Source organism: Proteus alimentorum (assembly GCF_002607735.1).
Classification (GTDB): domain Bacteria; phylum Pseudomonadota; class Gammaproteobacteria; order Enterobacterales; family Enterobacteriaceae; genus Proteus; species Proteus alimentorum.
In genome coordinates, this window is sequence record NZ_NBVR01000024.1 from 1 (window position 1) to 12662 (window position 12662).

Genomic DNA, 12662 nt, shown 5'->3' on the forward strand with positions numbered 1-12662 from the left:
GAGCGGTAGTTCAGTTGGTTAGAATACCTGCCTGTCACGCAGGGGGTCGCGGGTTCGAGTCCCGTCCGTTCCGCCAACATTAAGAAACCTAAGTCTAACGACTTAGGTTTTTTTTTGCTTAAAATTTAGAATAAGAAATAAATTAATCAGATAATTTTAAGTAAATATGACTATTATGTATAAAAATAATTGTTTTTGTTGATTATAGCGTCCTTTTAAAGGGTGAGAGAGAAGCTTGCCTTTGGTATACTTTAGTTATAGCAAGATATCTTGCTGTTTATCTGAGGTTGCTAATGGCGAAAAAACCGACTTATTCAGTGCGTTTTGTGGCAGGTCAACCTGTTGAGAGGATTGAACCCAGCCCGCCTTTAAGTGAAAGAAGGGATACACTACCTATCGGAATGCCTCTCTACACAGAAGGCACTCTAAAAATTGCAGTTTGGAATATCTATAAACAGCAACGACTCAATTGGCGTAATATGTTGGAAACGCTCTCAACAGATACGCATTTGCTTTTGTTGCAAGAAGCACAAACCACACCAGAGCTTGTACGTTTTGCTGGAACTCATCATTTAATTGCAGATCAAGTTCCCGCATTAGCTTTTCAACAACACCCAGCGGGTGTGATGACATTATCCAGTTCCCATCCTATCTATTGTTGTCCTCTCCGAGAGAAAGAGCCGTTTTTACGACTGCCTAAATCAGCGTTAATTACAGTATATCCGTTAATTACGGGTGATCATTTAATGGTCATTAATGTACATGCTATTAATTTTAGTTTTGGTGTCGATGTTTATCAGCGTCAATTGAGCAATTTATCTGTTCATATCATGCATCATAAAGGGCCTGTTATTTTAGCGGGTGATTTTAATGCGTGGAGTCGCCCAAGAGTCAATGTATTAAAACGTTTTGCAAGAACGTTAAGACTTAAAGAAGTTATTTTTGATAACGATTGTCGTACAAAAGCCTTTGGTAAACCTTTGGATTATATTTTTTATCGAGGATTATCGTTGAATAAAGCTGAAGTTTTAATCACTGATGCATCCGATCATCATCCTTTAATTGCGACATTTTATTAGTAAGTGATTATATCATTTATCAATTAGATATATTATTTTATAGGTGATTTATCTATCTATTTAATCTATTTGTTATATTAATGCCTTTTACTATACTTTTTTTGTCTATCTAATATCACTAGATATAGGAAATAAAATGCCAACAAAAAATATAGTTATTATTGGCGGTGGTACCGGCGGAACTATTCTTGCTAATATCCTGGCTAAAAAATTAAATGAAGAAATCTTTTCAAATAAAATTAAAATCACGCTTATTTCAGATAATCCTAATCATTATTACAAACCTGCATTTATGTATATTGCATTTAATCTTTTTTTAAAAGAAGAGCTAATGCGATCAGAAAGAAGTTTATTAAGACCTGAAATTGAATTTGTTATTGATAAAGCAGAACGTTTTGACTTTAATAATAAAGTTATTTATTGCGAATCTAATAAAAAATACAACTATGACTTTTTAGTATTAGCAACAGGTTGTGTTCCTAGTCCTCATAGAATTGAAGGCTTAAAAGAAGCGGGAAATCATTTTTATCAATATGAAGCAGCTAGAACACTTGCTGATAAATTAGCTAAAATTGAAAAAGGTCGTGTATTTATTACGGTTAGTTTCCCTGAAACACCCAATGTACCTCATCAATGCGGGATCGCGCCAATGGAAACCACATTGATGCTGGATGAACTTCTTCGCCAGCGTCGGGTGAGAAGTAATATTGAAATTGTTTATACCTATCCTACGGTTGCTCAACTTCTAAGAAATTGTCTGTTTATGCAACAAGAGGTTTGTGAGGTTCTTCCTGCGGTATTCTCTGAGCGAAATATTAAAGCTAAGCGAGGCTTTACATTGAGCCATGTTGATCCTGATAAGAAAATCGCTTACTCAAAAGAAGGTGAGGCAGAGCCATTTGATATCCTTATGAGTACACCGCCTATTACTGCCGTTGAGGCGATCCGTAATACCGGTTTGAGTGAACATAATAATGGTGAAGGCTGGTTACCGACTGATCCTGAAACATTGCAAGTCTATGGATTAAATCAAGTGTATGTTCTTGGTGATACGGTTGATTTACCGATTAGTAAGGCCGGTGGTAGTTGTCATAACCAAGCTGGTGTGATTGCAAACAATATTTGTGGTGAGCTTCGTTACGGTTATCCTGCTGCAATTTATGATGGACGAGTACAAGCAGTTGCACAGATGGGGCTATCAGCAGGTATGCCATTACAGTATGACTATAAACATGACGTAATTCCTACTCCACCAACAAAACTGGGTGGGTTACTGCGTAATAGTTATAACCGAGGTTTATATTGGGCAACCGTTAGAGGATTATTATAGGGAATACAATAATGAGTGAAAATAATTTAAACCCAGCAGAGATCCAACTGTTGTCACAGGAAGATAAAATACACCTTCAACATTTATTAGAAAAAGCAAGACCATTATTAGCATTAAAGCGCTTTGATAATATCGTCGATTTATTATCTTTAATTTCAGACTCAATTGATATTATGGATAATGCTACCGTTGAAAAACTTTCTGTTGCTTTTGAAGAAACAATGATACCAGTGTGGGAATTAAGTACAGCGTTTAATATGGCAAAGAAAGAATCTATTTATCAAGATAAAAAATATACATTAGGTTCAACTTTTTCATTATTAAAAAATCCTGATACGTTAAAAGGATTAACCATTGTATTAAGAACACTGCAGATTATTGGAGAAAATAATCAAAGAATAGAAAGTGAACAGTGATATAGATAAAGAAAAGGCTGTGAATATTTCACAGCCTTCATTGTTTAACACAGAAACGTGATTTATTTCTGGTTCATTCTTGGTTTGATACCCACATAGTAGCCAACCGTTAAAATAGCCACCCATACCATACCGACAACCAATGCCATTCGTGTTGACTCAAAATAGCCTAAGATTGCAATAACAAACGCCATAAAGACGATAGTCAGTGCTGGTGCAACAGGCCATAGTGGTACTGGGAATTTAAGTGTTTTCACTTCATCTGCGCTCATCTTACGACGCATAGCAACTTGAGAAAGTAAAATCATTAACCACACCCAAACTGTTGCAAATGTCGCAATAGAGGCGATTAAAACGAAGATCTGCTCTGGGATGAGGTAGTTAAGTACCACTCCCAGTAACAGCACAACAGACATCACTAGCACGGTCATCCAAGGCACACCATTACGGGTGAGTTTCATAAAGGATTTTGGTGCTTGTCCTTCTTGCGCCATACCGTACATCATACGACCAGCACCGAAGATATCACTATTGATCGCAGAAATTGCGGCTGTGATAACCACAAGGTTTAAGATGTTTGCCGCTGAATTGATCCCTAGATTTGAGAAAATTTGTACAAATGGGCTGCCGTTATGGCCAATTTGCTGCCAAGGGAAAATGCACATCAGAATGAAAATCGTCAGTACATAGAATAATAAGATACGAAACGGTACGGCATTGATCGCTTTAGGAATGGTTTTTTCAGGATCTTTAGCTTCACTGGCGGTAATACCAATGACTTCAATCCCTCCAAACGCAAACATCACAATGGCAAGCGAGGCGATAACCCCTTCAATACCATTTGGCATAAAACCACCAAATTCCCATAAGTTAGAAATACCAATAGGATGTTCGGTTTGTTGGCCAAAGCCATACATCATAATGACAACACCACCAATTATCATGGCAATAATGGCAGTGACTTTAACGATAGAAAGCCAAAACTCCATTTCACCAAATATCTTCACATGGCAAAGGTTTAAGGCGCCGATAAAACAAACTATTCCTAATACCCATATCCATTGATCAACATCTGGGAACCAAAGTTTCATATAGAAACCAAATGCCGTGACGTCGGCTAAACAGACAATCAGCATTTCAAAAACGTAGTTCCAACCTGTTAAGAAGCCGGCTAAAGGCCCCATATAATGGCTTGCATATTGTGAAAAAGAGCCAGCAACTGGGTGATGAACTGCCATTTCACCTAATGCACGCATCACCATAAATACTGCAGCACCACCAATAAGGTAAGCAAGCAATACAGCTGGGCCCGCTTTCTCAATGGCAGCCGCAGAGCCATAAAATAAACCTGTACCGATTGCAGAGCCTAGCGCCATGAAACGAATGTGCCGCCCTGATAATCCTCGTGAAAGTTGATTCTCTTTTTGCATCTAAAGTATTCCCATCTCTGTCCAACGGAGGAACGCTATCCTCTTTTTCAGTGTCTTCTCGCACGTTAGCTATTCAAAACAAACCATGTACCTTATCATAAAGCCTCTTACGGTGAGATAGTTATCTGTAATAATCATCAGCATTCATTGGATATCAGAGTTTCTTATGCAATACCCCATTAATGAAGTGTTTCAAACCTTACAGGGTGAAGGTGTTTTTACTGGCGTTCCTGCACTTTTTGTTCGATTACAAGGTTGTCCTGTCGGTTGTAGTTGGTGTGATACCAAACATACTTGGGAAAAAGAAGACGAAAAAAAAGTGCCTCTTGGCGATATTCCTATTAAAACGCAAGAAAGCGATGCTTGGGGAGAAGCCAGCGTTGCTCAGATTTTATCACTTTTCCAACAGCAGGGTTATAGTGCAAAACATGTGGTTATCACAGGCGGTGAGCCTTGTTTATATGATTTACGTCCTTTAACAGAAGGACTTGAGCAAGCGGGTTTTGCCTGCCAGATAGAAACCAGTGGTACTCACGATATTTTATGTAGTGAGAAAACATGGGTGACACTTTCTCCAAAAGTAGGCATGAAAGGGGGATTTACAGTATTACCCAGTGCAATAAATCGAGCCAATGAGATAAAACATCCCGTTGGGCGTGAAAAAGATATTGAAGCGTTGGATGCCTTACTGACATTACGCACAGAACACCCAGCACCTGTTGTTGCTTTACAACCCATAAGTTGTAAGGAGCGTGCGACGGCATTATGTATTAAAACTTGTATTGAACGTAATTGGCGTTTCTCGATGCAAACGCATAAGTATTTAAATATTGCGTGATCGCATCTTTAATATAAAAAAATCAGCCAATAAAAGGCTGATTTTCTTTTAGGTGATCACGGTTTTATGTTAAAACCAATTTACTCACCGCGATAAATACATCCTGCTGTACACGTCTCTTTCACCATCACCGCAGATAATAATGGCAATGACGGTTTTACTTGTTGCCAAATCCATTTTGCCAGCACTTCGCTGGTCGGATTTTCTAGCCCTTCAATTTCATTAAGATAATAGTGATCTAGACGCTCAAGAGTAGGTTTAAATGCGGCTTTCACATCAGCAAAATCAATAAGCCAACCTGAATGTGCGTCAACTTCACCGGTTAGTTCTAATCTAACAAGGAAAGAGTGCCCATGAAGACGCCCACATTTGTGGCCTTCAGGAACATGTGGCAAATGGTGGGCGGCTTCAAACTGAAAATCTTTAAAGATGGTGGTTGTCATCAAAACTCTCTTGACTTAATTAGTAAAAAAGAAACAGATAGAACGAACGCTATCAGTGTAGCCGATTTAGCGTTCCACGCCTAATCTCCGTTAATCTTAATCACTTATTATCTTCATTATTGCTTATCTATTATATCGATAAAGGAAACCAATAAATAAATTTAGCATTTAAGGTTATTAGATAGAGCCAACAGGTCTTTAATTCACCTTCTAGTCGTGAGATACCCTCTCAATATTAGAAATATTATCAAAAAACAATAAAGCACAGATAAGTGCTTCGCTTTTTTAAGGCAGGATAAATGAGCAATCAACCTCCATTATTATCAATGCTTCCATTAACACCGGAGCAATTGAGTAAATTACAGGATGCAACAAAAGATCTCTCAACCGCGCAAATTGCATGGTTATCTGGCTATTTATGGGGGCAGCTTAATCCATCTGTCGTATCTACATCGGCAACGGTTACTTCAGTACAGGTACCAGAGCAGGAAACCATTACATTGATCTCAGCTTCTCAAACTGGTAATGCGCGTCACCTTGCAGAACAGTTACGAGACAAGCTCGTTGAAAATAAATTGAATGTAGGGCTGTATTCTGCAAGTGAATATAAATTTAAGCAGATCCATAAAGCCACAACCTTGATCATCATCGCATCAACGCAAGGTGAAGGAGAACCACCTGAAGAAGCGATAGCTTTTTATAAATATCTGAACTCTAAAAAAGCTGCTGAAATGAAAGAAACGGCTTATGCAGTATTTAGCTTAGGTGATGCTTCATATGAGCATTTCTGTAAGGCAGGAAAAGACTTTGATGAGCGAATAGCACAACTGGGTGCAACACGTTTATTACCAAGAGTTGATGCCGATGTTGAATATCAAGCCGTTGCAGATAAATGGATAAAACAGCTTACTGATATTTTAAAAAATAGAATACCCGAGCAATCCACTCAGGTATTACAACAAACACAATCAGGCACGACGGATACGATTGAGACCTCTATTTATCATCGCGATGCGCCTTTTACTGCCACATTACTGACTAATCAAAAAATCACAGGCAGGAATTCAGATAGAGATATTCGCCATCTTGAAATCAGCCTTGAAGGTTCTGATTTGCAATACCAACCGGGTGATGCGCTGGGCGTTTGGTTTAATAACTCACCCGAAAAGGTTGATGAACTTATTGCTTTATTGTGGCTAAAGGGGGATGAATCTGTCACGTTAAAATCTCAAACATTCACCTTAAAAGAAGCGTTACTGCACCATTGTGAACTCACTCAAAATAGCGCTCCTATCGTAAAAGCCTATGCTCAATTGACTCGCCATGAAGAGCTATTGTCATTGGTGGCTGATAAAACCCAGCTTCAGCAATATGCAGAAAAACACCCTATTAATGAGATGGTGCGCCAATATTGTGCTCAACCCAATGCACAAGATTTTGTTGATATTTTACGTCCACTTACTCCTCGTCTTTACTCTATTGCATCGTCACAACAAGAAGTTGAGGACGAAGTACACCTCACTTTAGGTGTCGTACGCTATGACGTTAACTCCCGTGCTTATACTGGTGGTGCCTCTGGTTTTTTAGCGGATAGCTTGAAAGAAGGCGATAGCGTTAATGTTTTTATCGAAAAGAATGTGCATTTTCGTCTCCCTGAAGATGACAGCGCACCTGTCATTATGATTGGCCCTGGTACAGGTATTGCTCCTTTCAGAGGTTTTATGCAACAGCGTGAAAATGACGCTGCAACAGGTAAAAACTGGTTATTTTTTGGTAATCCTCATTTTGTAGAAGATTTTCTCTATCAAGTGGAATGGCAACGTTATGTTAAAAGCGGTTTGTTAACTTATATCGATTTAGCATGGTCTCGGGATCAAGCACATAAAGTTTATGTACAAGATAAATTGCGTGAACGTGGTAATGAGGTTTGGCAATGGTTACAGCAAGGGGCTTATCTTTATGTTTGTGGTGATGCATCACGGATGGCAAAAGATGTTGAACAGGCGTTGTTAGATATTGTGATGGAGTATGGCAATAAAAATATTGAAGAAGCAGATGAATACTTAAGTGAGCTACGCCTAGCACGGCGTTATCAGAGGGATGTTTATTAAATGAAATCACACACTCAAGCGCCCTTAGTGGTTGAAGGGAAACTGGCTGATAGTGAACGCATGAAAAAAGAGAGTCACTTTTTACGCGGCACTATTACAGAAGACTTACAAAATGGTTTAACGGGTGGTTTTGAAGGCGATAACTTTCTATTGATCCGCTTTCATGGCATGTATCAACAAGATGACAGAGATATTCGTACCGAACGCGCAGAGCAAATGCTAGAACCTCGCCATGCCATGATGCTACGTTGCCGCTTGCCCGGTGGCATTATTTCGCCTAATCAGTGGCTTAGCATTGATAAGTTTGCGACTGAAAATACGCTTTATGGCAGTATTCGTATTACTAATCGTCAAACATTTCAATTTCATGGCATTTTAAAAGGCAATGTAAAACCTGCCCATCAAATGCTTGCAGCAACAGGATTGGATTCTCTAGCTACTGCGAATGATGTTAACCGTAATGTGTTATGTACTTCAAACCCAGTGCAATCTTCATTACACCAAGAAGCGTATGAGTGGGCGAAAAAAATATCAGAACACTTATTACCTCGTACTCATGCTTATGCGGAAATTTGGTTAGATAAAGAAAAAGTTGCAACCACAGACGAAGAACCTATTTTGGGGGAAACCTATTTACCGAGGAAATTTAAAACCGCAGTAGTGATCCCGCCTCATAATGATGTTGATCTTCATGCGAATGACATGAACTTTATTGCAATTGCTGAAAACGGGCGTCTAGTTGGCTTTAACGTGCTTGTGGGGGGCGGTCTTGCAATGACGCATGGTGATAAAAATACCTTTCCTCGCTTAGCCAGTGAGTTTGGTTATATCCCGATTGAAAATACATTGGCAATTGCAGAAGCGATTGTGACAACACAGCGTGACTGGGGAAATCGAACAGAACGCAAAAATGCAAAAACAAAATACACATTAGAACGCGTTGGCGTAGAGACGTTTAAACAAGAGGTTGAACGCCGCTCAGGTGTCACTTTTGAGGCTATTCGACCTTATGAATTTACCCATCGAGGCGATCAAATTGGTTGGTTAAAAGGTGTTGATGATAAATGGCACCTGACTTTGTTTATTGAAAGTGGACGGCTGATTGATACACCTGATGCCCCATTAAAAACAGGTGTTGCTGAAATCGCTAAAATTCATCAAGGTGATTTTCGCCTTACCGCAAATCAAAACTTAATTGTCGCAGGTGTACCCGAAAGCGAAAAAGCCAAGATTGAAGCTATTGCTCGTCGATATGGTTTGATAAATAGTCAAGTTACCCCACTGCGTGAACATGCGATGGCGTGTGTTTCTTTCCCAACGTGCCCATTAGCGATGGCAGAAGCTGAGCGCTTTTTACCCTCATTCACCGACACACTTGATAGCTTAATGACAAAACATGGCGTCAGTGATGAGCATATTGTTGTGCGCGTAACTGGGTGCCCAAATGGCTGTGGTCGAGCGATGTTGGCAGAAGTGGGGCTGGTGGGTAAAGCACCTGATCGCTACAACTTGCATTTAGGGGGGAATCGCATCGGGACACGTATCCCTAGAATGTATCGTGAAAATATTACCTCACAAGAAATCATAGTCATACTCGATTCATTGATTGGTGAATGGGCGGTTTCTCGTCATAACAATGAAGGTTTTGGTGATTTTCTTATTCGCACTGATGTGGTTAAACCTGTACTGAATTCAGCCATCGATTTTTATGAAGTACAGGAGGCGATATGAGTTTATTTCAGCTTGCTTCGCTAAAACAGCTACCTGTTGAAGAGCAGACACACGCTTTGTGCCAGATAAATCAACAGTTAGAGCAATTAAGCGCCATTGAACGAGTTACTTGGGCTTTAGATAATTTACCTAAAGCCTTTGTATTAAGCTCTAGTTTTGGTATTCAAGCGGCAGTATGTCTGCATTTAATGACAAGACAATACCCTGATATCCCTGTGATTTTGACCGATACAGGTTACTTATTTCCTGAAACTTACCAATTTATTGATACGCTGACTCAACAATTACAACTTAACTTGAAGGTCTATCGAGCTGAAATATCTTCATCTTGGCAAGAAGCGCGCTATGGTAAACTTTGGTTAGAAGGCATTGAGGGTATTGAGCGTTATAACCAAATAAACAAAGTAGAGCCGATGGAAAGGGCATTAAAAACGTTACAGGCTCAAACATGGTTTGCAGGTCTTCGCCGACAACAAGCTAAAAGCCGTGAACATTTACCTGTGCTTTCAATCGCAAAAGGGATCTTTAAGTTTTTACCTATAGTAGATTGGGATAATAAGGAAGTTTATCAATATCTTAAAGAAAACGACTTACCTTATCACCCTTTATGGGAGCAGGGTTATCTCTCTGTGGGAGATACGCATACAACCCGAAAATGGGAAGAGGGGATGAGTGAAGAAGAAACACGATTTTTTGGCTTAAAACGTGAGTGTGGATTACACGAATAACGTCATTATCGACCAATAAATAATTGGGGTAATAGAGCTTATCTATTGCCCTTTTTGTCATTTTTAAAACTATAACCATTTGAAAATATTTTATTTTTCCTTATTCCTTTCTGTTCCATCACATAGCTTTTTGTCATTTCATAACCCCTAAAGCACCTTTTATAGTCGTTAGTTATAAAGTGAACAACGAAGGTGGAATGCGCGTATGGATTACCTACCCTTATTTGTAGAATTAAAAGAACGCCCAGTGTTATTGGTTGGTGGTGGTCATATTGCTGCGCGTAAAGCTCTGCTGTTGTTAAGGGCTGGCGCTCGCTTAAGAGTGATTGCACCTCAGTTGTGTGATGAGTTATCTCTTGCTTATCAGCAAGAGAAAATTGAATGGGTATCAGCCAAATATCAATCTGAACATCTATTAGGAATGATGCTGGTGATTGTCGCAACGAATGACAGTGTGCTGAATCAGCAAGTTTATCTTGATGCACAAGCACGACATATTTTTGTCAATGTAGTGGATTCTCAGCCTCAATGCTCATTTATCTTTCCAGCCATTATCGATAGAAACCCTATTTTGATTGCGATTTCATCGGCAGGGAAAGCACCTGTTTTAGTGCGAATGATCCGCGAGAAATTAGAAGCATTATTGCCAACTTCATTAGGCACAATGGCGACACTCGCTGGAAAGTGGCGCAACAAAGTGAAACAGCATTTAGCAACTTTTCAAGCTCGTTGCCGTTTTTGGGAACAAGCCTTCAGTGGTCAATTTGCCTCTTTAGTGGCAAGCGATCAATTAGCGCAAGCTGAAGCCTTGCTTGAACAACAATTGAAACAAAAAGAGATCCAACAAGGCGAACTTGCATTAGTTGGGGCAGGTCCCGGTGATGCTGGATTATTAACACTACGCGGTTTGCAGGTTATTCAACAAGCCGAAGTTGTGCTCTATGACAGTTTAGTCAGCCCTGAAGTGCTAGAGCTTGTACGACGTGATGCTGACACTATTTGTGTGGGTAAAAGAGCGGGACACCATAGTGTTTCTCAAGAGGAAACCAATGCACTGATCGTGAAATATGCACAACTTGGTAAACGCGTTGTTCGATTAAAGGGCGGCGATCCCTTTATTTTTGGGCGTGGTGGCGAAGAAATTGAAATTGCCATTGAGCATGGGATCTCTTTTCAAGTTGTACCGGGGATCACGGCGGCAAGTGGCGCGAGTGCTTATGCGGGGATCCCTTTAACCCACCGACAATATGCCCAAAGTGTCACCTTTATGACTGGGCATTGTAAAGCCGATGGAATTGAGCCGGATTGGGGATCATTAGCGCAAGCTAATCACACACTCGCTATTTATATGGGGACAGCAAAAGCAGAGCTTATTAGCCAGCGTTTAATCAAGCTTGGGCGTTCTCCATTAACACCTATCGCGGTGATCAGTTGTGGTACACGTCGTGATCAGCAAGTTTTCACAGGAAATCTAACTCAATTAGCGCAGTTAGCCGAAAAAGCACCGACTCCTGCTTTATTAATAGTCGGAGAAGTCGCGGCACTACATCACCAACTTGCGTGGTTTGGTGACAGACATGTTTATCAATCCTTACCGTCACTCCATTCACCTTTGGTTCATTTTGCCTAAACGAGGTTGTTATGAATGAAACACAATTAACCCATCTTCAGCAATTAGAAGCAGAAAGCATTTATATTCTGCGCGAAGTTGTCGCTGAATTTGAAAATCCCGTCATGCTTTATTCAATAGGCAAAGATTCCTCGGTGATGTTGCATTTAGCTCGCAAAGCGTTTTATCCCGCAAAATTACCTTTTCCTTTGTTGCATGTTGATACTGGCTGGAAATTTCGAGAAATGTATGAGTTTCGAGATAAAACGGCTAAAGAATATGGTTTTGATCTTAAAGTGTATCGCAACCCACAAGGGGCTGAACTCGGTATTAATCCCTTTATTCATGGCAGTGCAAAACACACGGATATCATGAAAACCGAAGGGTTAAAGCAAGCCTTAGATAAATATGGTTTTGATGCGGCATTTGGTGGTGCGCGTCGTGATGAAGAAAAATCACGAGCCAAAGAGCGTATTTATTCATTTAGAGATAGAAAGCATCGCTGGGATCCGAAAAATCAACGACCTGAATTATGGAAAAACTATAACGGACAGATTAATAAAGGGGAAAGTATTCGTGTCTTTCCGCTCTCTAACTGGACGGAACTCGATATATGGCAATATATCTATCTAGAAAATATCGACATTGTTCCTCTCTATTTTGCCAAAAATAGACCGGTTATTGAGCGTGATGGCACCTTAATTATGGTAGATGACGACAGAATTGATCTAAAACCAGGGGAAGTGATCGCTCAGCAACAAGTGAGATTTAGAACGCTGGGATGTTGGCCATTAACGGGGGCGATCCCTTCACAAGCAGAAACGCTACCCGCCATTATTGAAGAAATGCTGATTTCCACCAGCAGCGAACGACAAGGGCGTTTAATTGATAGTGATCAGTCGGCCTCGATGGAACTGAAAAAGCGCCAAGGTTATTTTTAATCGGAG

The 12662-nt window shown here is 40.0% G+C and carries 11 protein-coding genes; 9 read left to right on the forward strand and 2 right to left on the reverse strand.

Annotated elements, in window-relative coordinates; translation table 11 throughout:
• Positions 1-293: 293 nt before the first annotated feature.
• From B6258_RS06915 to B6258_RS06925, 3 genes are all read left to right on the forward strand, one after another.
• Positions 294-1079 carry an endonuclease/exonuclease/phosphatase family protein gene (locus tag B6258_RS06915; RefSeq protein ID WP_099074635.1) on the forward strand — a complete coding sequence of 262 codons (786 nt, stop codon included), beginning with the start codon at positions 294-296 and terminating at the stop codon, positions 1077-1079.
• A gap of 136 nt (positions 1080-1215) precedes the next feature.
• The gene (locus B6258_RS06920; RefSeq protein ID WP_099074636.1) at positions 1216-2409 is read left to right on the forward strand and encodes an NAD(P)/FAD-dependent oxidoreductase; all 1194 of its coding nucleotides are present in this window, start codon (positions 1216-1218) and stop codon (positions 2407-2409) included.
• Between the two features lie 11 nt (positions 2410-2420).
• The gene (locus B6258_RS06925) at positions 2421-2825 is read left to right on the forward strand and encodes a helical membrane plugin domain-containing protein (RefSeq protein WP_099074637.1); all 405 of its coding nucleotides are present in this window, start codon (positions 2421-2423) and stop codon (positions 2823-2825) included.
• Positions 2826-2887: 62 nt separating this feature from the next.
• Here B6258_RS06925 and B6258_RS06930 read toward each other — a convergent pair whose 3' ends face one another.
• Positions 2888-4255, reverse strand: coding sequence for an amino acid permease (locus B6258_RS06930; protein ID WP_098942033.1), 1368 nt, complete (start codon positions 4253-4255; stop codon positions 2888-2890).
• A 166-nt stretch (positions 4256-4421) separates the two neighbouring features.
• Between B6258_RS06930 and queE the strand changes: the two genes are divergently transcribed.
• The gene (gene queE, locus B6258_RS06935) at positions 4422-5093 is read left to right on the forward strand and encodes a 7-carboxy-7-deazaguanine synthase QueE (protein WP_099074638.1); all 672 of its coding nucleotides are present in this window, start codon (positions 4422-4424) and stop codon (positions 5091-5093) included.
• 80 nt (positions 5094-5173) lie between these two features.
• Here queE and queD read toward each other — a convergent pair whose 3' ends face one another.
• The gene (gene queD, locus B6258_RS06940; RefSeq protein WP_088494721.1) at positions 5174-5539 is read right to left on the reverse strand and encodes a 6-carboxytetrahydropterin synthase QueD; all 366 of its coding nucleotides are present in this window, start codon (positions 5537-5539) and stop codon (positions 5174-5176) included.
• Positions 5540-5835: 296 nt separating this feature from the next.
• On the opposite strand from queD, the gene cysJ reads away from it, so the two are divergent.
• The 5 genes from cysJ to cysD all read left to right on the forward strand — a co-directional run bounded on the left by cysJ (position 5836) and on the right by cysD (position 12656).
• The gene (cysJ, locus tag B6258_RS06945; protein WP_099074639.1) at positions 5836-7647 is read left to right on the forward strand and encodes an NADPH-dependent assimilatory sulfite reductase flavoprotein subunit; all 1812 of its coding nucleotides are present in this window, start codon (positions 5836-5838) and stop codon (positions 7645-7647) included.
• Entirely contained in the window at positions 7648-9378 is a 1731-nt protein-coding gene (gene cysI, locus B6258_RS06950) for an assimilatory sulfite reductase (NADPH) hemoprotein subunit (protein ID WP_099074640.1), read from the forward strand.
• The gene (locus B6258_RS06955; protein ID WP_099074641.1) at positions 9375-10106 is read left to right on the forward strand and encodes a phosphoadenylyl-sulfate reductase; all 732 of its coding nucleotides are present in this window, start codon (positions 9375-9377) and stop codon (positions 10104-10106) included. Before cysI ends, B6258_RS06955 begins: the two co-directional genes overlap by 4 nt.
• 205 nt (positions 10107-10311) lie before the next feature.
• The gene (gene cysG, locus B6258_RS06960) at positions 10312-11736 is read left to right on the forward strand and encodes a siroheme synthase CysG (RefSeq protein WP_099074642.1); all 1425 of its coding nucleotides are present in this window, start codon (positions 10312-10314) and stop codon (positions 11734-11736) included.
• An 11-nt stretch (positions 11737-11747) separates the two neighbouring features.
• The gene (gene cysD / locus B6258_RS06965) at positions 11748-12656 is read left to right on the forward strand and encodes a sulfate adenylyltransferase subunit CysD (protein WP_099074643.1); all 909 of its coding nucleotides are present in this window, start codon (positions 11748-11750) and stop codon (positions 12654-12656) included.
• Positions 12657-12662 lie beyond the last annotated feature (6 nt).

What these genes read in the sequence shown, in the direction of transcription:
- cysG (WP_099074642.1), top strand. Translation starts at nt 10,312, where the DNA reads ATGGATTACCTACCCTTATTTGTAGAATTAAAAGAACGCCCAGTGTTA.
- B6258_RS06930 (WP_098942033.1), bottom strand. Translation starts at nt 4,255, where the DNA reads ATGCAAAAAGAGAATCAACTTTCACGAGGATTATCAGGGCGGCACATT.
- B6258_RS06925 (WP_099074637.1), top strand. Translation starts at nt 2,421, where the DNA reads ATGAGTGAAAATAATTTAAACCCAGCAGAGATCCAACTGTTGTCACAG.
- cysD (WP_099074643.1), top strand. Translation starts at nt 11,748, where the DNA reads ATGAATGAAACACAATTAACCCATCTTCAGCAATTAGAAGCAGAAAGC.
- B6258_RS06915 (WP_099074635.1), top strand. Translation starts at nt 294, where the DNA reads ATGGCGAAAAAACCGACTTATTCAGTGCGTTTTGTGGCAGGTCAACCT.
- queE (WP_099074638.1), top strand. Translation starts at nt 4,422, where the DNA reads ATGCAATACCCCATTAATGAAGTGTTTCAAACCTTACAGGGTGAAGGT.
- cysI (WP_099074640.1), top strand. Translation starts at nt 7,648, where the DNA reads ATGAAATCACACACTCAAGCGCCCTTAGTGGTTGAAGGGAAACTGGCT.
- cysJ (WP_099074639.1), top strand. Translation starts at nt 5,836, where the DNA reads ATGAGCAATCAACCTCCATTATTATCAATGCTTCCATTAACACCGGAG.
- B6258_RS06955 (WP_099074641.1), top strand. Translation starts at nt 9,375, where the DNA reads ATGAGTTTATTTCAGCTTGCTTCGCTAAAACAGCTACCTGTTGAAGAG.
- B6258_RS06920 (WP_099074636.1), top strand. Translation starts at nt 1,216, where the DNA reads ATGCCAACAAAAAATATAGTTATTATTGGCGGTGGTACCGGCGGAACT.